The sequence below is a fragment of the Bacteroides xylanisolvens genome (assembly GCF_018289135.1).
Lineage (GTDB): Bacteria > Bacteroidota > Bacteroidia > Bacteroidales > Bacteroidaceae > Bacteroides > Bacteroides xylanisolvens.
Genome location: NZ_CP072216.1, coordinates 2,072,946 through 2,092,456 on the forward strand (window position 1 = coordinate 2,072,946; position 19,511 = coordinate 2,092,456).

Here is a 19,511-nt window from a genome sequence, read left to right on the forward strand (position 1 = left end):
ATCAAAGACTAAAAGGGGAAAATCAATGGCAATACAAAAATCATCACGATTCCCATAATAATCTGCAATGGCAATCCTACTTTTACATAATCCATAAAGGTATATTGTCCGGCAGGCATCACCAAGGCATTAGGCGGCGTAGAGAACGGAGAAGCAAAACACATACTTGCACCTACCGTCACGGCAAACAGGAAAGGAACCGGACTGACTCCAATCTGTATGGCACTTTGCAAAGCAATCGGAGCAAGCAAAACAGCGGTAGCCGTATTACTAATAAACATCGTCATCAACGAAGTCGTAAAATAAATACCTGCCATCAATGCAATCGGTCCATATGATCCCAAACCGTTCACCAATGTATTGGAAATATATTCCGAAGCTCCCGTTTTCTCCAATGCCAGAGACATAGGGAGCATGGCAGCAATCAATACAATACTTTCCCAGTTGATCGTTTTATAAGCCGCTTCCACATTGCGGAAACATCCCGTAAGCACCATCAATATACCCGCTATCATAACGGCTGTAACCGGAGCTACCGGAATGAAATCAAAAACCATCATTGCCACCATTAACACCATAATAGCAGCTGCTACCGGAGCTTTATAATCTAACGTAACTTTAGCCGCTTCCGCCAAAGGTTGTCCCAAAACAACCCAATCAGCATCTTCCTTGCTAAGACGGGCTATATTATTCCATGTTCCTTGCACCAAAAGCACGTCACCACTATGAATACGCTCATTCCCCAAATCTTGCAATAAATATTCCTTTTTACGACGAACCCCCAATACGTTCACATTAAACTTATCACGGAAACCAGCTGCTTTAATTGTCTGGTTTATCAAATTAGAAGATGGCATCAATACTATTTCAGCAATACCGATATCATAAAAATCAAGCGAATTAGTCGTACTTTTTGTTTCTTCCGTTGCATGGTCGCCCAAGATCTCCAACAGGTAATCTTCCGCAAAGAGTTGCACCTTATCAAAGTCTCCAGTCACATACAAAATATCCTCTACTTCTAACATCGTGTCCGGTGCAGCAAACTTTTGAGTAATCGTTTTTAGAAAACGATGTTGCGATGCATCACCACGACGAACTTCCATAATATTCAAACCATATTTACGGCGAATATCCAGATCAATAATTGTCTTCCCCAAAAGCCTTGAATCTTTTATCACCTGTAAACGAAACAAATTACTGGAAAGTCCATATTCATTAACCAACTGTTTCAATGACTTGCCCGAACGTTTATTATCATCTTTCTGGCCTTTTTTAGAAAGAAACCATTTACTAAGCGGCATCAGAACCAGTGTACCGACAATTACACAGACAATGCCGACAGGCAGGAAAGAGAAGAAAGAAAGCGGCTCAAGTCCGGCGGAAGTCAACGTATTCTGTATCACAAGGTTCGGCGGAGTACCAATCAGAGTCATCATACCTCCCATACTACTTGCAAAAGCCAACGGCATCAACAGCCTGCTGGGATTCATGCCGGCACTCATCGCCAGACTAACAACAATAGGAAGCATCAATGCCACCGTACCTGTGTTACTGACAAACGCGCCAATGACAGAAGTCACCAACATCACCAATAGAAACAACCGGATCTCACTGGTTCCCGCAAGTTTAAGAATTCGGGAACTAATCATTTTTGCCAGTCCCGTCTGGAAAATAGCCCCTCCTACAACAAACAATCCGATCATCATAATGACTACCGAATTGGAAAAACCGGAGAGTGCCTCGTCAGGAGTTAATATCTGAAAAACAAGTAAGGCTATCAGCGCACATAGCGCCACAATATCCGAACGAACCTTGCCGTTCACGAAAAAGACAGCCGAAAGAACGAGAATAATAATGGTTATCAGCATACGTAATTAAATGATTGTTTTATTTTGACTCTATCAAAACTAATTTAGGTGAACAAAAATAGAAAATACTCCAGCGTTATTAAAACAAATTAGAAATGATTTTAGTTCATGAGACATCATTTAATATTTTAATACATTTTACCTCTAAAAAAAGAATCAAAATTAAGCAAAATATCATACCATACAGGAAATAAAAGACACCATACGTCCCCATTTATCCATCACATTTTATTACACTGTCACAATATAAGGTTGAAAATCAATATATTTATGTATTATCTTTTGATAATTCAGAGAACAATTCATATCTTTACAACCTTATTTATATCAAACATTTTATGGCAAACAATATTTTGTTAATTTCTTGGATTAGTGAAGCATATTGGAGTTATAATTATTTACTGGTAATTATTTTACTCCTTATCATCAGCATCTTATTATATAGAATCCGTAAATTACAAAAAACGATTAAAAAGACCAATCATTCCTATCGTTTTTCTTTTGATATTCTCGACAACCTTCCTTTTCCGATCTTCGTAAAAGACATTGCAAATGATTTCCGATACTATTACTGGAATAAAGAATCAGCCGTTCAATCCGGTATCAGTAGTGAAGAAGCCATCGGACATACTGACTACGAAATATACGGAGAAGAAAGAGGAGAAAAATACCGGAATATCGACAAAGAACTCGTACAAGAAGGCAAAGTATACCGCAAAGAAGAAAAATATATCACTCCCGATGGAATCACCCATGATACGATTGCTGTAAAATCAATTATTTCATGGGAAGGGGAAAAAAGATGGCTACTGGCAACCCGATGGGAGATCACTCAACTCAAGAATTATGAAAGAGAATTGGTTGCAGCCAAAGAAGAACTGGAAAAAGCATTGAAGAAGCAGAAACTAGCTCTAAAAAGTATTGACTTCGGGCTTATCTATATTGATAAAAATTACCGGGTGCAATGGGAAGAAACAAGACAAATCGCCAGCCTGGTAAAAGGAAGACGATACATACCGGGAAAAATTTGCTATCAGACCAGTGCACTTCGTAATGAACCATGTGGACAATGTGCTTTCAAGAAAGCAATCGAACAAGGCAAAATAATCCGACATACAATCAGAGTAGACAATGTAGATTTTGAAGTGACCGCAACTCCCGTTTTTGGCGACGAAAAAGAAACTGAAATTATTGGCGGATTACTTCGTTTTGAAAACATCACAGAAAAACTAAAAATGAACAGAATGTTGCAAGAGGCAAAGGAAAAAGCCGAAGAATCCAATCGACTGAAATCTGCCTTTCTAGCTAATATGAGCCATGAAATACGAACCCCACTAAACGCAATTGTAGGATTTTCCGAAATGGTTTGCCAGACAGAAGAGGAAGAAGAGAAACAGGAGTTCGTGAAAATAATCTCCAGCAACAACATCTTATTATTGCAACTGATAGACGATATTCTGGATCTTTCCAAAATCGAAGCCGGTACTATGGAATTCACATTTGCGCAAACTGACATTAATGAACTGATGGAAGGTATTTGCAGACAAATGCAAGAAAAAAACTCTTCACCGGACGTACAAATCGTATTCACAGAGAGAGCAAATCAATGTATTATTAATACAGACCGCATACGCTTATCACAGGTTATCATCAACTTTACAAACAATGCCTTAAAGTTCACTTCCAAAGGTTCTATCGAAATGGGATACCGGATTGAAGAAGCAAGTGATGAAATATACTTTTATGTAAAAGATACAGGTATCGGAATTCCTGCTGACAAAATAGACAAGGTGTTCGAACGTTTCGTCAAACTGAATTCGTTTATTAAAGGAACAGGTCTCGGACTAGCCATCTGTCGTGTCATAGTAGAGCGGCTGGGAGGAGTTATCGGAGCGGAATCTAAAGAAGGAGAAGGTTCTTGTTTCTGGTTCAAAATTCCAAGAACAGAGAAAATTGAGAAATAGTAAGCAGAATACCGAAAAGCCTTGGATTTATAAAATCATTCTTTCTACTGCTACTGATTATGAAGTATACCCTGTAAGATGATAATACTGCCCCGCTACTTTACATTATTACCACTACTAATGAAATGTACCCCAAAAGTTTTATATCCAACTTTTAGGGTACACATTTTATTTAGCAAGAAGGATTTTTCGGAAACCTTCTTATTCTATAAACTTCATGTAAGAGTGTGCCTAAAGTGCAGTCTCTAATATTCTACGAGCAACAGCACCTGTTACATTTCCATTCTCACCATATTTAGCACCACGTTCATTGAAGCGGCGTTCGATTTCCAGAATAGTTTCCTGTCCGATGTTCTCTTCATGCAAACGTGTAGTCAGTCCCAGTGAACGGAAAAATTCTTCGGTACGGCAAATTGCTTCATCAATCCGCTCTTCTCTTGTACCGGAAGTAATTCCCCAAACTCTTTCACCATACTGCAAAAGCTTATCCCCTTTTTCTTCATGAAGCACTTGCAACGTGGCAGGAAGAACAATGGCTAACGTATGGCCATGTGTCAATCCGTGCAAAGCAGTAATTTCATGCCCGATCATGTGAGTAGCCCAGTCTTGAGACACTCCCATAGCAATAAATCCATTCAATGCCATTGTAGCCGAAAGCATAAAATCAGCCATCAGTTGATAATCATGCTGGTTTTCACGAATTTTCGGAGCAATCTCCACCAAAGTTTGTAGAATACCTTCTGCCCAACGGTCCATAACGCGACTCTGTCCGGAAGTAGTCATATATTGCTCCATCACATGAACATAGGTATCAGCCAATCCACAAGCTACCTGATGAGGTGGCAAGGTAAAAGTTACTTCCGGATCAAGAATAGAGAAGATTGGATAGTTGGCATAAAAAGGATATTTCTCTTTCGTTTCGCGACGGGAAATAACTGCTCCGTTATTCATTTCCGAACCGGTAGCAGGCAAAGTCAATACAGTGGAAAGAGGTACAGTATGAGTTACCGGGCGTCCGGCAAGTACTAAATCCCAGGCATCACCATCATACAGGATTCCTGCGGAAATCAATTTCGTACCGTCAATAACAGAACCGCCGCCAACAGCCAGCAAATAATCCACTTTCTCTTCTTTTCCCAAAGCAATCGCTTTACGGAGAGTTTCGATGGCAGGATTGGGTTCGATTCCCCAAAATTCTACCGTAAAATGGTCCTTCAATGCTTCCTTTACCTGATCGTACACTCCGTTTTTCTTCACGCTTCCGCCGCCAAAAGTAATCATAATACGTTTGTCGGACGGTATTTCTTTAGCCAGCCGGGCAATCATCCCTTTTCCCATGATTAGTTTCACAGGATTTTGAAAAATAAAATTTTCCATATCTTAGTCTATTGTTATTATTTTGGTTATTAGTCACTATCCTTGCAAAGATACATGATTTATCCGAAGCCTGTCAGAATCAAGCAAAGAATTGTTGTGCCACGGAAGGAACCATAGCCGACAACCAGGGTTTCATATCCTCTGCTACCAATAACCAATACAATAATAATATAATGAAAATGGCAATAGCGATACCTACTAAAACTTTTCTCTGTTTCATAATTGTTTTTGTTTAAATATTCAATATTTATAAGAACAGTTCAGGTTGAAAATTGTTCTATATCAGAAAAATGAAGGCAAAAGAGAAAAAAAGTCATATTTTGTTTGCTGTTTCAAACAAAGTGTCTATATTTGCCCCCATAAAATTACAAAAGACAATGAGAACAATGTTAGTAAATACATATTGGTGGTGGCGCCCGTTACAACTCCGACAGTCGTAAGGGAGCAGTGCTCGTATGTATATACCTCATTAAAGATATAACAAATTTGAAAGAGCCCTGTCGCAACCTGCGACAGGGCTCTTTTTATTTACCCGTTTCAAAACAGATTCAATAATAACATAAAAATACAGATAGGATTATGAAAAGTTTTTTAGTTGACCAGGATGGCTATTACGGAGAATTCGGCGGTGCTTACGTACCGGAAATCCTCCACAAATGTGTTGAGGAACTAACGAATAAGTACCTCGAAGTGATTGAAAGCGAAGATTTTAAAAAGGAGTTCGACCAGTTGCTACGTGACTACGTAGGACGTCCCTCCCCACTCTATCTGGCCAAACGCCTTTCTGAAAAGTACGGTTGCAAGTTGTATCTAAAGCGGGAAGACCTGAATCATACAGGTGCTCACAAAATCAACAACACCATCGGACAAATCTTACTGGCACGCCGCATGGGAAAGAAGCGTATCATCGCCGAAACCGGAGCCGGACAACATGGAGTAGCAACAGCTACCGTCTGTGCATTGATGGATATGGAATGTATCGTTTATATGGGAAAGACGGACGTAGAACGCCAGCACATCAATGTAGAGAAAATGAAAATGTTGGGAGCCACCGTTATCCCCGTTACTTCCGGCAACATGACTCTGAAAGATGCAACCAACGAAGCGATCCGCGACTGGTGCTGTCATCCTGCCGACACTTATTATATCATCGGATCTACCGTAGGTCCTCATCCCTACCCTGACATGGTAGCACGTCTGCAATCTGTTATCAGCGAAGAAATCAAAAAGCAACTGCAAGAAAAAGAAGGACGCGATTATCCGGATTATCTGATAGCCTGCGTGGGAGGAGGAAGTAATGCTGCCGGAACGATTTATTATTATATCAACGACGAACGGGTAGGCATTATCCTGGCGGAAGCGGGAGGTAAAGGAATAGAAACCGGAATGACCGCCGCTACCATCCAACTCGGCAAAATGGGAATTATCCACGGAGCACGTACCTATGTCATCCAAAACGAGGACGGACAGATAGAGGAACCATACTCCATTTCCGCCGGACTGGATTATCCGGGCATTGGTCCGATACACGCTAACCTTGCCGCCCAAAGCCGTGCCAACGTATTGGCAATCAACGACGACGAAGCGATAGAAGCTGCCTACGAACTAACCAAACTCGAAGGTATTATCCCTGCATTGGAATCCGCCCATGCATTAGGAGCTTTGAAAAAATTGAAGTTCAAGCCGGAAGATATCGTTGTATTGACTGTTTCGGGACGAGGAGACAAAGATATTGAAACCTATTTGTCGTTTAACGAACAGCTATAAATAATTAGTCAACCATCATTCGCAATCAATAATCAAGCAATTATAGAAATGAAAACATTTAATTATACTACCCATAGCAAACAAGTGCTCGGAGATATGCATACTCCCGTCAGCATTTATCTGAAAGTGCGCGACATGTATCCTCAATCCGCATTAATGGAAAGTTCCGATTATCATGCCGGAGAAAATTCCCTGTCATTTATAGCCCTTTGTCCCTTGGCAAGCATCGGTGTAAACGGTGGCATTGCCACTGCCAATTATCCCGATAATAGCCGTACGGAAGAACCGCTGACAAAAACATTCAATGTAGAAAAGGCCATGAACCGGTTTATCAATCAGTTCCAGGTGACCGGAGATAATAAGAATGTATGCGGACTTTACGGATATACGACGTTTAATGCCGTGAAGTACTTCGAGCATATCCCGGTGAAAGAAAGTCATGATGAGCAAAACGATGCTCCGGATTTACTATACATATTATATAAGTATGTCATTGTTTTCAATCATTTCAAAAATGAACTGACATTAGTTGAAATGTTGTCCGAAGGAGAAGAAAGCGGTTTGCCGGAACTGGAAGCAGCCATCGAAAACCGGAATTATGCTTCCTACAATTTCTCTGTAACAGGCCCCGTAACCAGCCCCATCACCGACGAAGAGCACAAAGCAAATGTGCGCAAAGGAATCGCACACTGTATGCGCGGAGATGTTTTCCAAATCGTGCTTTCCAGAAGATTTATCCAACCATACGCCGGAGATGATTTCAAAGTTTATCGCGCACTCCGCAGCATCAATCCTTCTCCTTATCTTTTCTACTTCGACTTCGGAGGATATCGTATCTTTGGTTCTTCGCCGGAAACACATTGCAAAATCGAAAACGGCCGTGCCTACATTGATCCGATTGCCGGAACCACCCGTCGCACGGGAGACACAGTAAAAGACCGCGAATTGACAGAGGCTTTACTGGCCGACCCTAAAGAAAATGCAGAGCATGTCATGCTGGTTGATCTTGCAAGAAACGATCTTTCACGTAATTGCCATGACGTACGTGTGGTATTCTATAAGGAACCGCAATATTATAGTCATGTTATTCATTTGGTAAGCCGTGTCAGCGGTATGCTGAATGAAGGCGCCAACAAAATAAAAACGTTTATTGACACATTCCCGGCCGGTACGTTAAGCGGTGCCCCCAAAGTACGCGCTATGCAGTTAATCAGTGAAATCGAGCCACATAATCGTGGAGCCTACGGTGGTTGTATCGGTTTTATCGGATTGAATGGCGAATTAAACCAAGCAATCACCATCCGTACTTTTGTAAGCCGCAACAACGAACTCTGGTTCCAGGCCGGAGGAGGTATCGTAGCACGCAGCCAAGATGAATACGAACTGCAAGAGGTGAACAATAAACTGGGAGCACTGAAAAAAGCAATTGATTTAGCTGTCAAATTAAAAAATTAACCGTCCCAAATAGTCAGCCTAAAAAATAATTGCTGTTCCCTGAAAAAAGATTCCCGTTGCCTAAACGCTTCTATTTCTTTAGGCAGAAAAGCAGAAATAGTATTTGAACAACCATTTTACAATGACAATAAAAATGAAAATATTACTTTTAGATAACTACGACTCTTTCACTTATAACCTGCTGCATGTAGTGAAAGAATTAGGGGCTACAGATGTAGAAGTAGTCCGCAACGACCAGATAGAGCTTGATGAAGTAGATCGTTTTGATAAAATCATCCTGTCTCCCGGACCGGGCATACCCGAAGAAGCCGGCTTGTTACTACCTATTATTAAGAGATATGCTCCGACCAAAAGCATTCTGGGGGTCTGCCTGGGTCATCAGGCTATCGGCGAAGCCTTCGGAGCACGTCTGGAAAACCTCAAAGAAGTATATCATGGCGTACAAACTCCGGTAAGTATCATTCGTCAGGACCTGCTTTTTGAAGGATTAGGAAAAGAAATCCCTGTCGGAAGATATCATTCCTGGGTAGTCAGCCGGGAAGGTTTTCCGGACTGTCTGGAAATAACAGCAGAAAGCCAGGAGGGACAAATCATGGCAATCCGCCATAAAACATATAATGTACATGGTATTCAGTTCCATCCCGAATCAGTATTAACTCCGCAAGGAAAAGAAATTATCAAAAACTTCTTAAACGATTAAACTTATGAAACAGATTCTATACAAACTTTTCGAACATCAATATTTGGGACGCGATGAAGCGCGCACCATTCTACAGAACATCGCGCAAGGGAAATATAACGATGTGCAAGTGGCCTCACTCATCACCGTCTTTCTGATGCGTAATATTTCCGTAGAGGAATTATGCGGTTTCCGTGACGCACTGTTGGAAATGCGTATTCCGGTCGATTTGAGTGATTTCGCTCCGATTGATATCGTAGGAACCGGAGGTGACGGAAAAAACACATTCAATATTTCTACAGCTTCCTGCTTTACAGTTGCCGGAGCCGGCTTCCCGGTTGTGAAACATGGTAACTATGGAGCAACGTCGGTCAGTGGTGCCAGTAATGTAATGGAGCAACACGGTGTAAAATTCACCAGTGATGTAGACCAACTGCGTCGCAGCATGGAAAAATGCAATCTTGCTTATCTACATGCCCCTTTATTCAATCCGGCATTAAAAGCAGTAGCTCCGGTTCGTAAAGGATTGGCAGTGCGCACTTTCTTCAATATGCTAGGTCCATTGGTAAATCCGGTATTACCTGCTTACCAATTGTTAGGAGTTTACAATCTACCGTTACTTCGCCTTTACACCTATACTTATCAGGAAAGCAAGACGAAATTTGCCGTTGTTCATAGCCTTGACGGATATGATGAGATTTCTCTGACCAATGAGTTTAAAGTGGCAACCAGCGATCATGAAAAGATTTACACTCCCGAAAGCCTCGGCTTCTCCCGTTATAAGGATATTGATCTGGATGGCGGACAAACACCGGAAGATGCAGCTAAGATTTTCGATCATATCATGAATAATACAGCTACGGAAGCTCAAAAAAATGTAGTGATAGTCAACTCCGCTTTCGCTATCCATGTGATTCGTCCGGAAAAGACAATTGAAGAATGTATTGCTCTTGCCAAAGAATCATTGGAAAGCGGACGTGCATTAGCAACACTAAAAAAATTCATCGAATTGAATAGTTAATTTGATTTACGATTAGCAAGTCTGATTATAAATATAAAAACAAACGAACTGATGAAAGATATATTATCCGAGATTATAGCAAACAAACGATTTGAAGTTGACCTGCAAAAGCAGGCTATTTCTATCGAACAATTACAGGAAGGTATCAGCGAATCTCCGACTCCCCGCTCTATGAAGCAGGCATTAGCCTCTTCCGCATCAGGTATTATCGCCGAGTTCAAGCGGCGCTCTCCTTCCAAAGGATGGATACAAGAAGAAGCGCGTCCGGAAGAGATCGTTCCCTCCTATGCAGCGGCAGGTGCCTCCGCCCTTTCCATCCTTACTGATGAGAAGTTTTTCGGAGGAAGCCTGAAAGATATCCGCGCCGCACGCCCTTTGGTGGAAATTCCCATTCTTAGAAAGGACTTCATCATTGACGAATACCAGCTTTACCAAGCTAAAATTGTTGGTGCAGATGCCGTACTTCTTATCGCAGCCGCACTGGAACCGGAAAAGTGCAATGAACTGGCAGAGAAAGCTCATGAATTAGGTATGGAGGTCCTACTAGAGATTCATAGTTCCGAAGAACTGGCGTACATCAACAAAGGAATAGATATGGTAGGTATCAACAACCGTAATCTGGGTACTTTCTTCACCGATGTAGAAAACTCTTTCCGCCTGGCCGGACAACTTCCTCAAGATTCGGTACTGGTATCTGAAAGCGGCATCTCCGATCCGGAAATAGTTAAACGCCTCCGGGCAGCCGGATTCCGGGGATTCCTGATCGGCGAAACATTTATGAAAACACAGCGACCGGGAGAAACTTTACAGAATTTCCTACAAGCCATTCAATAAACTAATTATTCAAAACGGACAGCCCTATGATTAACGGAAAAATTATCAAAGTATGCGGTATGCGAAAAGCTGAAAACATACAGGACGTAGAGTCTATCGAAGGCATAGATATGCTGGGATTCATCTTTTATCCTAAATCTCCCCGATGTGTCTACGAGCTTCCGGCTTACCTGCCCACTCATGCCCGGCGTGTCGGCGTCTTCGTCAATGAAGACAAGCAAGTGGTCAGCATGTATGCAGATCGTTTCGGACTGAATGATGTGCAACTCCACGGAAATGAATCACCGGAATACTGCCGGTCTTTACATTCTACCGGATTGAAAATCATCAAGGCCTTTTCTGTAGACCGCCCCAAAGACTTGAAAAAGGTGTATGACTACGAAAAAGTCTGTGATCTTTTTCTGTTCGATACCAAATGCGAGCAATATGGTGGTTCGGGAAATCAATTTGATTGGAGCATATTACACACATATAACGGAGATGTACCTTTCCTTTTGAGCGGAGGTATCAACTCATACAGTGCCAATGCCCTGAAAGAATTCAAGCATCCCCGGCTTGCCGGATATGATCTCAACAGCCGTTTCGAAACCAAACCGGGAGAAAAAGATCCGGAGCGTATCCGGACATTTTTAAACGAATTAAAATCATCACTTTAAAATTCCAACGTCATGAATAGAATTAATCAACTTTTCAATAGCAACAAGAAAGACATACTTTCTATTTATTTTTGTGCCGGCACCCCCACTTTAGATGGTACTGCCAATGTAATCCGCACACTCGAAAAACATGGAGTAAGCATGATTGAAATCGGTATTCCTTTCAGTGATCCGATGGCAGACGGCATTGTTATCCAGAATGCCGCTACCCAAGCATTGCGCAACGGCATGTCTTTAAAACTTCTTTTTGAACAATTGCGGGATATTCGCAAGGACGTAAAAATACCACTTGTATTCATGGGGTACTTAAATCCAATCATGCAATTCGGATTTGAAAACTTCTGCCGTAAATGCGTAGAATGTGGTATTGATGGTGTTATCATCCCCGATCTCCCTTTCCGTGATTATCAAGAACATTATCGTATCATTGCCGAGCGCTACAACATCAAAGTGATTATGCTCATCACACCGGAGACCAGCGAAGAACGGGTACGCGAAATAGATACACATACCGACGGATTCATTTACATGGTTTCATCAGCAGCAACTACCGGAGCACAACAGAATTTCAACGAACAAAAACAGGCATACTTCAAGAAAATAAAAGATATGCATCTGAACAATCCGTTGATGATAGGATTTGGCATCTCCAATAAAGCGACGTTCCAGGCAGCTTGCGAACACGCTTCCGGAGCTATCATCGGCAGTAAGTTCGTTACTCTGCTCGAAGAAGAAAAAGACCCGGAAAAAGCCATCCTTAAATTAAAAGAAGCGGTGAAATGATTTATGATTTATAATTTATGAATTATGATTTATGCGAATCAGCAGTTGAATCCAGGGCATTGGTAATTCTAATAAATTAATCAAGTGTGAGGGATGTGAGGGAGGTTCACATGAATGATAAATCTACAAAATCATTCGAAAACTCATAAATCATAATTCATAAATCATAAATCACTATTTTTTCCTATCTTTGCCAGCGTTTTAACAGTAATTCAACAATTATGAGAGCAGAAACCCCTTCCGTTTTGTTAATTTACACGGGTGGAACTATCGGAATGATAGAGAATCCGGAAACAGGTGCTTTAGAAAACTTCAACTTCGATCATTTGCTTAAGCATGTACCCGAACTAAAAAGATTCAACTACCGCATCTCTTCCTACCAATTTGATCCCCCTCTCGACTCTTCGGATATGGAACCTGCTTACTGGGCAAAGCTAGTAAAGATTATCAATTACAATTATGATTATTTTGATGGTTTTGTCATCCTTCACGGAACAGATACGATGGCTTACACAGCCTCTGCATTAAGCTTTATGCTCGAAAACTTAAGCAAGCCCGTCATTCTCACCGGTTCCCAGTTACCAATCGGAACTTTGCGCACAGACGGAAAAGAAAATCTCATCACAGCCATTGAAATCGCAGCAGCCAAAAACCCGGATGGTACGGCCATTGTTCCTGAAGTTTGTATTTTCTTTGAAAATCATTTGATGCGTGGCAACCGTACTACCAAAATTAATGCGGAGAATTTTAACGCTTTTCGCTCTTTCAATTATCCACCCTTGGCACGGGTAGGCATCCACATCAAATATGAACCTAATCTCATCCGGAAACCGGACCCGACAAAACCATTAAAGCCGCATTATCTATTTGACACTAATGTAGTTATTTTGACCCTCTTCCCTGGTATCCAAGAGAGTATCGTAACTTCTCTGCTTCATGTTCCCGGATTGAAGGCAGTTGTCATGAAAACCTTCGGTTCAGGAAATGCCCCGCAAAAGAAATGGTTCATCCGCCAACTAAAGGAAGCTACCGATCGCGGAATTATCATTGTCAACATCACACAGTGTGCCTCCGGAGCAGTAGAGATGGGACGTTATGAAACAGGAATGCACCTTTTGGAAGCAGGTGTAATCAGCGGATATGACAGCACTCCCGAATGTGCCATAACAAAGCTCATGTTTTTATTGGGACATGGATTACCCAACAAGGATATCCGATATAAAATGAACTCCTGCTTAATAGGAGAAATTACTAAGTCTTAAATTAAATACACTTAATATAATCCTTTGATTTTCATTTTAAGCAGTCTTATAAAAGTGAAAATCAAGGGATTTCTCTTCATCATCACCGAGACTTCATCAAACCTAAACGAGCCAAAGAAGAACCAAAACGGAAGTATAGTTGTTTTCACCCTATAAAATAACAGAAAAAACATTTCCAATAAAAGATATGCAGTTATTTTTGTGATGGATTTGGTTACAAACAATCAAGCAATAATACATTATGATGAAGAAAACAGTTCAATTTGTGCCCATTATTGCAATAGCAATAGCAGGTACTATGTTTAGTTGTGTGGACTCCGGAAAGGATCTCTATGATCCGTCTTATGAAACACCTAACCCGATGGGAGACGGCTTTGCTGCTCCCGATGATATCGATTGGAACATGATAACCACAAAAAATGTTTCAGTCGAAGTGAAAGATGAAGAAGGAGGGCAATTTGCTTATTTAATTGAAATATATGCAGAAGATCCTTTGACTAACGAAAATGCTTCCGTACTCGCTACAAGGACAGCTAACAAAGAAAACAACTTTAAATTTACAGCTGCTGTCAGCCTGCTCCCCACTCAAAAGGGTATTTACGTGAAACAAACCGACCCAAGAGGACGTGAACAGGTATATCAGTTCGATGTGCCGGAAAACAGCGATAATATTACCTGTAAGCTCTATTATGCAGAATCTGCAGCACAGAATAGAGCATTAATGAGTCGTGGTGTCGCTACAAGAAGTCTCGCATTTGAAAAGCCGGATTATTCTTCCATACCATCTGACGCTAAAGAAGTTACAGAAATGACAGGAACGACTTTACTGCGTAATGCTAATTAGTCGCCCCTTAGAATGTGCTTTTACGCCTAATAATCAACATATTAATATATAAATTGCTTTGATATATCTGCAAGTTTTTGTATCTTTATGGTTGAAAACTTGCAGATTATTATGATAAACAAGACCACCCCTCAGCCCTCCTTGTTCAGCTCTTTGACAGACCAGCTGAATCCCAGGCATCCCTTATACCTGCTTGCCAATAAGATAGACTGGCGCCGTTTTGAAGAAGCTTTCTCCCCGCTATACTGTGCCGTCAACGGTCGTCCGGCCAAACCCATCCGCCTGATGTGCGGACTTCTGATTCTTAAGCACGTGCGTAACCTGTCCGATGAATCGGTTGTTGAACAATGGAGCGAGAATGCTTATTACCAGTACTTTTGCGGTATGTTGGAATTCACGCCTTCCTATCCCTGCAATGCAAGCGAACTGGTACACTTCCGTAAGCGTGTCGGAGAAAATGGCATGGAACTGATTCTGTCAGAAAGTATCCGCGTCAATCAGGAGGACGACGGCCCGGACCATCACTGCACGGCCTTCATCGATTCCACGGTACAGGAAAAGAACGTGACTTATCCCACGGATGCGAAGTTGCATAAAAAGATAGTCCGCAAAGTGTTGTCTGTCGTAAAATCCTTAGGGCTTCCTTTGCGCCAGAGCTATACCTTTGTCCTCAAGAAGATCTACCGTGACCAGCGTTTCCGTAACCACCCCAAGAACCGTGGCAAGGCCCTGAAAGCGGACAAGCGGCTGCGCACCATTGCGGGAAGGCTTGTCAGGGAACTGAGGCGCAACCTGAAAGAAAACCACGGCTACGACTCCCTGCTCGACCTCTTTGAGCGGGTGCTTTCACAGAAGCGCAATTCTCCCGGGAAAATCTATTCCCTGCATGAACCGGAGGTGCAGTGTATCAGCAAGGGGAAAGAACATAAGAAATACGAGTTCGGCAACAAGGTTTCAATCGTCCGCTCAATTACCGGTGTCATACTGGGTGCCAAGTCTTTCCGGAATGAATATGACGGGCATACCATTGAAGAATCCCTCAGGCAGGTGGAACGCATTACCGGAAAGAAGATCAGGAAGTTGGCCGGGGACAGGGGGTACAGAGGAAAGAAAGAGGTGGGCGGCACCGGGATACTGATACCCGATGTTCCAAACAGGAAAGACAGTTATTACACACGCAAGAAGAAACATAAGCTATTCTGCAAGCGTGCAGGAATAGAGCCGACTATCGGGCATTTGAAATCAGACTTTCGTTTAGGACGCAACTTTTATAAAGGTGTGTTCGGGGATGTTGTCAATCTGCTCTTAGCCGCAGCAGCGTACAACTTCAAAAGAGCCATGAGGGTTCTTTGGCTACTTGTTGAAAAAATCTGCGGGACACTGTTTTCTTGCAATATCCCGCAGATGAGTACTTTTTAAGGGACGACTAATTACAAAATCACCTCTGACTATAATGGTATATTCAAATTTGACGGATATGACGGTGATATTGCAACCAGAGTTTATGTAGATGCCCAATGGACTATTCCTGCAACTTTCCAATTCCAGAACGGAATTGAAATCATTGTGATGAACAATGCAAAAATTAATGCATCAGGAACCATGACGTTCATCAGAAACTCCATGCTGACTATCATGGAAAAAGGAGAAGTAAACGCAGACGATGTATCATTCACCAATGGAGCGCCTGCTGCATTAAGAAACTGGGGGACACTGGCTGTGACAAACACCATGACTCTACATTCCGGTGCAACGCTCTACAACAAAGGAACCATATCAAGCAAAAATATCTCGATCAACTCTAACACAAAAATTGTGAATGACAATAAGATCGAGCTGGAAGATGAATTAAATCTGCCAGCTAATTTCTCATTGGAAAATAACGGAGAGATTTATGGAGAGAAATTAATTGCAAATTCTAATGCTGTTGCTACCAATAACAACATCATGAGATTTACAACCATCAGCCTCATCAATACAACATTCAACAATGCTTGCAGCCTGGAAGCCACAACTTCTTTCTATGCAAACGGAGCAACATTCAACTTTACCCAAGGATATTTAAAAGCTCCTACGATGGAGTTTGTTAATGGGACAGTCAACTTGAGCAATGGTTCTATGCTGGATGCAACTACAAGTATTTACATGAATACGGCTCATGCTAAATTTTACGGAAAAGGCGAAAATACTTCTATGATAAAATCTCCGGTTATAACCGGACAAGGTTTTACGTATGACGGAAATTTAGTTATTGAATGTGATAATCATGTTGAAAAAAGCCCACATTGGAACAACTTCCATGTACAAAATGGCGCATACTTCACTAAAATGGGAGAATCCAAAGTCGTGATAGATGTCTGCACGGGTACTAAGAATAATGGAAATGAAGGAGAAGAACCAGAAGATCCTAAATTCCCGATCATCATGGATGATACTCGTAATTACGCTTATCTATTTGAAGACCAGTGGCCTTTATATGGAGATTACGATATGAACGACCTTGTTTTGATTATCAAAGAAAGAAAGATTTCCATCAACAAGGATAATAAGGCAGAAGAGTTCACGCTAAGTCTTGATTTATCGGCTGCCGGAGCTACGAAGAGCATCGGAGCTGCTATCATGCTGGACGGTGTTCCTGCCAGTGCTATCACACAACCGGTGGTGTTCAGTGATAACTCTCTTGCTAAAAACTTTAATGTGAATAGTAATAAGATTGAGAACGGCCAGGACTATGCTGTTATCCCATTATTTGACGATGCTCACAACGCATTGGGAAGAGACCGTTACGAACAGATTAATACCATTAAAGATCATTCTGCCAATACGAATCCTAAAAATATCAGTTTCACAATCAAGTTCAGCAACCCTATTTCTGTGGATGAGCTTAATATCAACAAACTGAATGTGTTCATCTTCGTAGAAGGAAACAGAAACCAACGTAAAGAGATCCATATCGTCGGTTACCAACCCACTAAGTTAGCAAATACCGACTTGTTCGGAGGCAACAACGACGATAGCTCTACTTCCCGCAAAAGATATTACATCAGTAAAGACAACCTGGCATGGGGAATCATGGTTCCGACAGACTTCAAATGGCCTTTGGAATATGTGAATATCAAATCTGCTTACTCGCTGTTCGAAAGTTGGGTAACAAGTGGCGGTACTAAGAATGAAGAATGGTGGAAAACTTTTGATTCATCAAGAGTCTATAAATAAGCCAAACAGTCAATCATCAACACGGATTTCATGAAAGTTGAAATCCGTGTTTTTTCATCAAGATACTGTTAGTCGCAATTAATAGAAAAAAAACATATATCACGAATTTTACTCTCCAGAATGGAGATTATTCTAAAATAATATCTATATTTGCAGTGTATCACAAATATAATGTGACAACAATCTCAATCAATAAATCAAATAACAAAGCAAGCGATAGAAAGGTCTATTCGTATGAAGAAAAAAATATTACTAGTCGACGATAAATCGACAATCGGAAAAGTGGCCGGTGTGTATCTAGGAAAAGAGTATGATTTTACCTATTTGGAAGATCCCATCAAAGCAATAGAATGGCTTAATGAAGGCAATGTACCTGACCTCATTATTTCAGACATTCGTATGCCTCTTATGATGGGTGATGAATTTTTAAGATACATGAAGAACAATGAATTATTCAAATCAATTCCTATCGTTATGTTATCCAGCGAAGAAAGTACAACGGAAAGAATCAGACTACTGGAAGAGGGAGCAGAAGACTATATCCTGAAACCATTCAACCCATTGGAACTCAAAATCCGAATCAAAAAGATTATTGACTAATACCGGGTCTTCTACACATGCAATATTTTGTTTATATAGGCAGAGATAGCAAAACAATAGAACTACTCTCCCGACTAAGTATTGGGGTATTCTATGCTGCGTCCAATTGTAGCAAAGCTGTCAAAGTATTGGAGAAAATACGCGAAAAATATGACGCAGCCCTATTTTTCGAACAGGTGAACTTATCCCAAGATATTGCAGATATCCAATACATGCGCAAAAAATATCCGGGACTTTATATGATACTCGTCATCGATTCCTTGTCTAAGGAAGAAGCATCCGAATATCTTAAAGCCGGCATTAACAATACAATCAAATATGAAACGAGCCAAGAGGCTTTAAAGGACTTATCGACTTTCCTTAAACGAAGAAAAGATCAGAAAATAAAGGCACTTCAGCTTAAAACACAAAATATTAATGCTTTCCGGTTGCCTTTATGGAAACGAACTTTTGATATATTCTTTTCGGGAATGGCGATATTATGCCTTTCTCCTCTCCTAATATTTACTGCATTAGCTATCCGGTTAGAAAGCAAGGGCCCCATTATCTACAAATCCAAGCGAGTAGGAAGTAACTATCAGATATTCGACTTCCTTAAATTCCGTTCGATGTACACTGATGCCGACAAGCATTTAAAGGATTTCAATGCTCTTAACCAGTATCAACAGGAAGATGAGGATATCTGGGGGGAAGAACTGGAACCGGATATTAATGAAGAAGCCGACGAAGAAGAAATCCTCCTGATATCGGACGATTTCGTAATCTCCGAAGAAGACTACATCAACAAGAAGTCCAAAGAAAAAAGCAATGCTTTCGTTAAGTTGGAAAATGACCCGCGAATAACAAAGATAGGACGCATTATCCGTAAATATAGTATTGACGAATTACCTCAGCTTATTAATATTTTAAAGGGGGATATGTCAATAGTAGGCAACCGTCCTCTCCCACTCTATGAAGCCGAATTGCTGACAAGCGATGAGCACATCGACCGTTTCATGGGTCCGGCCGGATTGACCGGTTTATGGCAGGTAGAGAAAAGAGGTGAAGCCGGTAAACTTTCTGCCGAAGAACGTAAGCAGTTGGATATTACCTATGCAAAGACATTCTCTTTCTGGTTGGATATAAAGATTATTCTGAAAACAGTTACTGCATTCATTCAAAAAGAGAACGTATAATCTCCTTCCA

General features: G+C 41.2%; 15 protein-coding genes and 2 pseudogenes. 14 read left to right on the forward strand and 3 right to left on the reverse strand.

All coding sequences use genetic code 11. The annotated features are described in order from the left end of the window. Positions 1 to 8: 8 nt before the first annotated feature. The gene (locus INE92_RS08870; RefSeq protein WP_049702569.1) at positions 9 to 1,868 is read right to left on the reverse strand and encodes an SLC13 family permease; all 1,860 of its coding nucleotides are present in this window, start codon (positions 1,866 to 1,868) and stop codon (positions 9 to 11) included. A gap of 338 nt (positions 1,869 to 2,206) precedes the next feature. On the opposite strand from INE92_RS08870, the gene INE92_RS08875 reads away from it, so the two are divergent. Continuing rightward, complete coding sequence (locus INE92_RS08875; RefSeq protein WP_212702016.1) at positions 2,207 to 3,832, forward strand: PAS domain-containing sensor histidine kinase; 1,626 nt, start codon at positions 2,207 to 2,209, stop codon at positions 3,830 to 3,832. Positions 3,833 to 4,063: 231 nt separating this feature from the next. Here INE92_RS08875 and INE92_RS08880 read toward each other — a convergent pair whose 3' ends face one another. Then, positions 4,064 to 5,209 (reverse strand): iron-containing alcohol dehydrogenase, encoded by a 1,146-nt coding sequence (locus INE92_RS08880; protein WP_008022874.1) that lies wholly within the window; start codon positions 5,207 to 5,209, stop codon positions 4,064 to 4,066. 79 nt (positions 5,210 to 5,288) lie between these two features. Next, positions 5,289 to 5,429, reverse strand: a complete 141-nt coding sequence (locus INE92_RS08885; RefSeq protein ID WP_004300101.1) for a hypothetical protein — start codon at positions 5,427 to 5,429, stop codon at positions 5,289 to 5,291. A gap of 359 nt (positions 5,430 to 5,788) precedes the next feature. Between INE92_RS08885 and trpB the strand changes: the two genes are divergently transcribed. The 13 genes and pseudogenes from trpB (at position 5,789) to INE92_RS08950 (ending at position 19,501) form a co-directional block, all read left to right on the forward strand. Then, the gene (trpB, locus tag INE92_RS08890) at positions 5,789 to 6,976 is read left to right on the forward strand and encodes a tryptophan synthase subunit beta (protein WP_195436778.1); all 1,188 of its coding nucleotides are present in this window, start codon (positions 5,789 to 5,791) and stop codon (positions 6,974 to 6,976) included. Between the two features lie 48 nt (positions 6,977 to 7,024). Next, positions 7,025 to 8,431 carry an anthranilate synthase component I family protein gene (locus INE92_RS08895; RefSeq protein ID WP_015530950.1) on the forward strand — a complete coding sequence of 469 codons (1,407 nt, stop codon included), beginning with the start codon at positions 7,025 to 7,027 and terminating at the stop codon, positions 8,429 to 8,431. A gap of 133 nt (positions 8,432 to 8,564) precedes the next feature. Next, positions 8,565 to 9,131 carry an anthranilate synthase component II gene (locus INE92_RS08900; RefSeq protein WP_085929820.1) on the forward strand — a complete coding sequence of 189 codons (567 nt, stop codon included), beginning with the start codon at positions 8,565 to 8,567 and terminating at the stop codon, positions 9,129 to 9,131. Between the two features lie 4 nt (positions 9,132 to 9,135). Continuing rightward, positions 9,136 to 10,131, forward strand: coding sequence for an anthranilate phosphoribosyltransferase (gene trpD / locus INE92_RS08905; protein ID WP_004316609.1), 996 nt, complete (start codon positions 9,136 to 9,138; stop codon positions 10,129 to 10,131). 51 nt (positions 10,132 to 10,182) lie between these two features. After that, complete coding sequence (gene trpC, locus INE92_RS08910; RefSeq protein ID WP_004316611.1) at positions 10,183 to 10,965, forward strand: indole-3-glycerol phosphate synthase TrpC; 783 nt, start codon at positions 10,183 to 10,185, stop codon at positions 10,963 to 10,965. Between the two features lie 26 nt (positions 10,966 to 10,991). Beyond that, positions 10,992 to 11,621: a phosphoribosylanthranilate isomerase gene (locus INE92_RS08915; RefSeq protein ID WP_008022879.1), complete on the forward strand. Its 630-nt coding sequence runs from the start codon at positions 10,992 to 10,994 to the stop codon at positions 11,619 to 11,621. 12 nt (positions 11,622 to 11,633) lie between these two features. Then, positions 11,634 to 12,404, forward strand: coding sequence for a tryptophan synthase subunit alpha (gene trpA / locus INE92_RS08920; RefSeq protein WP_004316614.1), 771 nt, complete (start codon positions 11,634 to 11,636; stop codon positions 12,402 to 12,404). Between the two features lie 221 nt (positions 12,405 to 12,625). After that, positions 12,626 to 13,666: an asparaginase gene (locus INE92_RS08925; RefSeq protein ID WP_015530948.1), complete on the forward strand. Its 1,041-nt coding sequence runs from the start codon at positions 12,626 to 12,628 to the stop codon at positions 13,664 to 13,666. Positions 13,667 to 13,907: 241 nt separating this feature from the next. Continuing rightward, positions 13,908 to 14,507 (forward strand): annotated as a pseudogene (locus INE92_RS08930) (LruC domain-containing protein); the annotation flags it as partial. A 114-nt stretch (positions 14,508 to 14,621) separates the two neighbouring features. Beyond that, entirely contained in the window at positions 14,622 to 15,929 is a 1,308-nt protein-coding gene (locus INE92_RS08935) for an IS5 family transposase (protein WP_008771523.1), read from the forward strand. 9 nt (positions 15,930 to 15,938) lie between these two features. Further along, positions 15,939 to 17,726: pseudogene (locus INE92_RS08940) on the forward strand (LruC domain-containing protein); the annotation flags it as partial. Between the two features lie 234 nt (positions 17,727 to 17,960). Continuing rightward, positions 17,961 to 18,326 (forward strand): response regulator, encoded by a 366-nt coding sequence (locus INE92_RS08945; RefSeq protein WP_004300114.1) that lies wholly within the window; start codon positions 17,961 to 17,963, stop codon positions 18,324 to 18,326. A gap of 17 nt (positions 18,327 to 18,343) precedes the next feature. Continuing rightward, entirely contained in the window at positions 18,344 to 19,501 is a 1,158-nt protein-coding gene (locus INE92_RS08950) for a sugar transferase (protein ID WP_008022882.1), read from the forward strand. Positions 19,502 to 19,511: the final 10 nt, after the last annotated feature.

Excerpts from the sequence above, each read along its gene's own strand:
- INE92_RS08870 (WP_049702569.1), bottom strand. The coding sequence starts at position 1,868 with ATGCTGATAACCATTATTATTCTCGTTCTTTCGGCTGTCTTTTTCGTG.
- INE92_RS08875 (WP_212702016.1), top strand. The coding sequence starts at position 2,207 with ATGGCAAACAATATTTTGTTAATTTCTTGGATTAGTGAAGCATATTGG.
- INE92_RS08880 (WP_008022874.1), bottom strand. The coding sequence starts at position 5,209 with ATGGAAAATTTTATTTTTCAAAATCCTGTGAAACTAATCATGGGAAAA.
- INE92_RS08885 (WP_004300101.1), bottom strand. The coding sequence starts at position 5,429 with ATGAAACAGAGAAAAGTTTTAGTAGGTATCGCTATTGCCATTTTCATT.
- trpB (WP_195436778.1), top strand. The coding sequence starts at position 5,789 with ATGAAAAGTTTTTTAGTTGACCAGGATGGCTATTACGGAGAATTCGGC.
- INE92_RS08895 (WP_015530950.1), top strand. The coding sequence starts at position 7,025 with ATGAAAACATTTAATTATACTACCCATAGCAAACAAGTGCTCGGAGAT.
- INE92_RS08900 (WP_085929820.1), top strand. The coding sequence starts at position 8,565 with ATGAAAATATTACTTTTAGATAACTACGACTCTTTCACTTATAACCTG.
- trpD (WP_004316609.1), top strand. The coding sequence starts at position 9,136 with ATGAAACAGATTCTATACAAACTTTTCGAACATCAATATTTGGGACGC.
- trpC (WP_004316611.1), top strand. The coding sequence starts at position 10,183 with ATGAAAGATATATTATCCGAGATTATAGCAAACAAACGATTTGAAGTT.
- INE92_RS08915 (WP_008022879.1), top strand. The coding sequence starts at position 10,992 with ATGATTAACGGAAAAATTATCAAAGTATGCGGTATGCGAAAAGCTGAA.
- trpA (WP_004316614.1), top strand. The coding sequence starts at position 11,634 with ATGAATAGAATTAATCAACTTTTCAATAGCAACAAGAAAGACATACTT.
- INE92_RS08925 (WP_015530948.1), top strand. The coding sequence starts at position 12,626 with ATGAGAGCAGAAACCCCTTCCGTTTTGTTAATTTACACGGGTGGAACT.
- INE92_RS08935 (WP_008771523.1), top strand. The coding sequence starts at position 14,622 with ATGATAAACAAGACCACCCCTCAGCCCTCCTTGTTCAGCTCTTTGACA.
- INE92_RS08945 (WP_004300114.1), top strand. The coding sequence starts at position 17,961 with ATGAAGAAAAAAATATTACTAGTCGACGATAAATCGACAATCGGAAAA.
- INE92_RS08950 (WP_008022882.1), top strand. The coding sequence starts at position 18,344 with ATGCAATATTTTGTTTATATAGGCAGAGATAGCAAAACAATAGAACTA.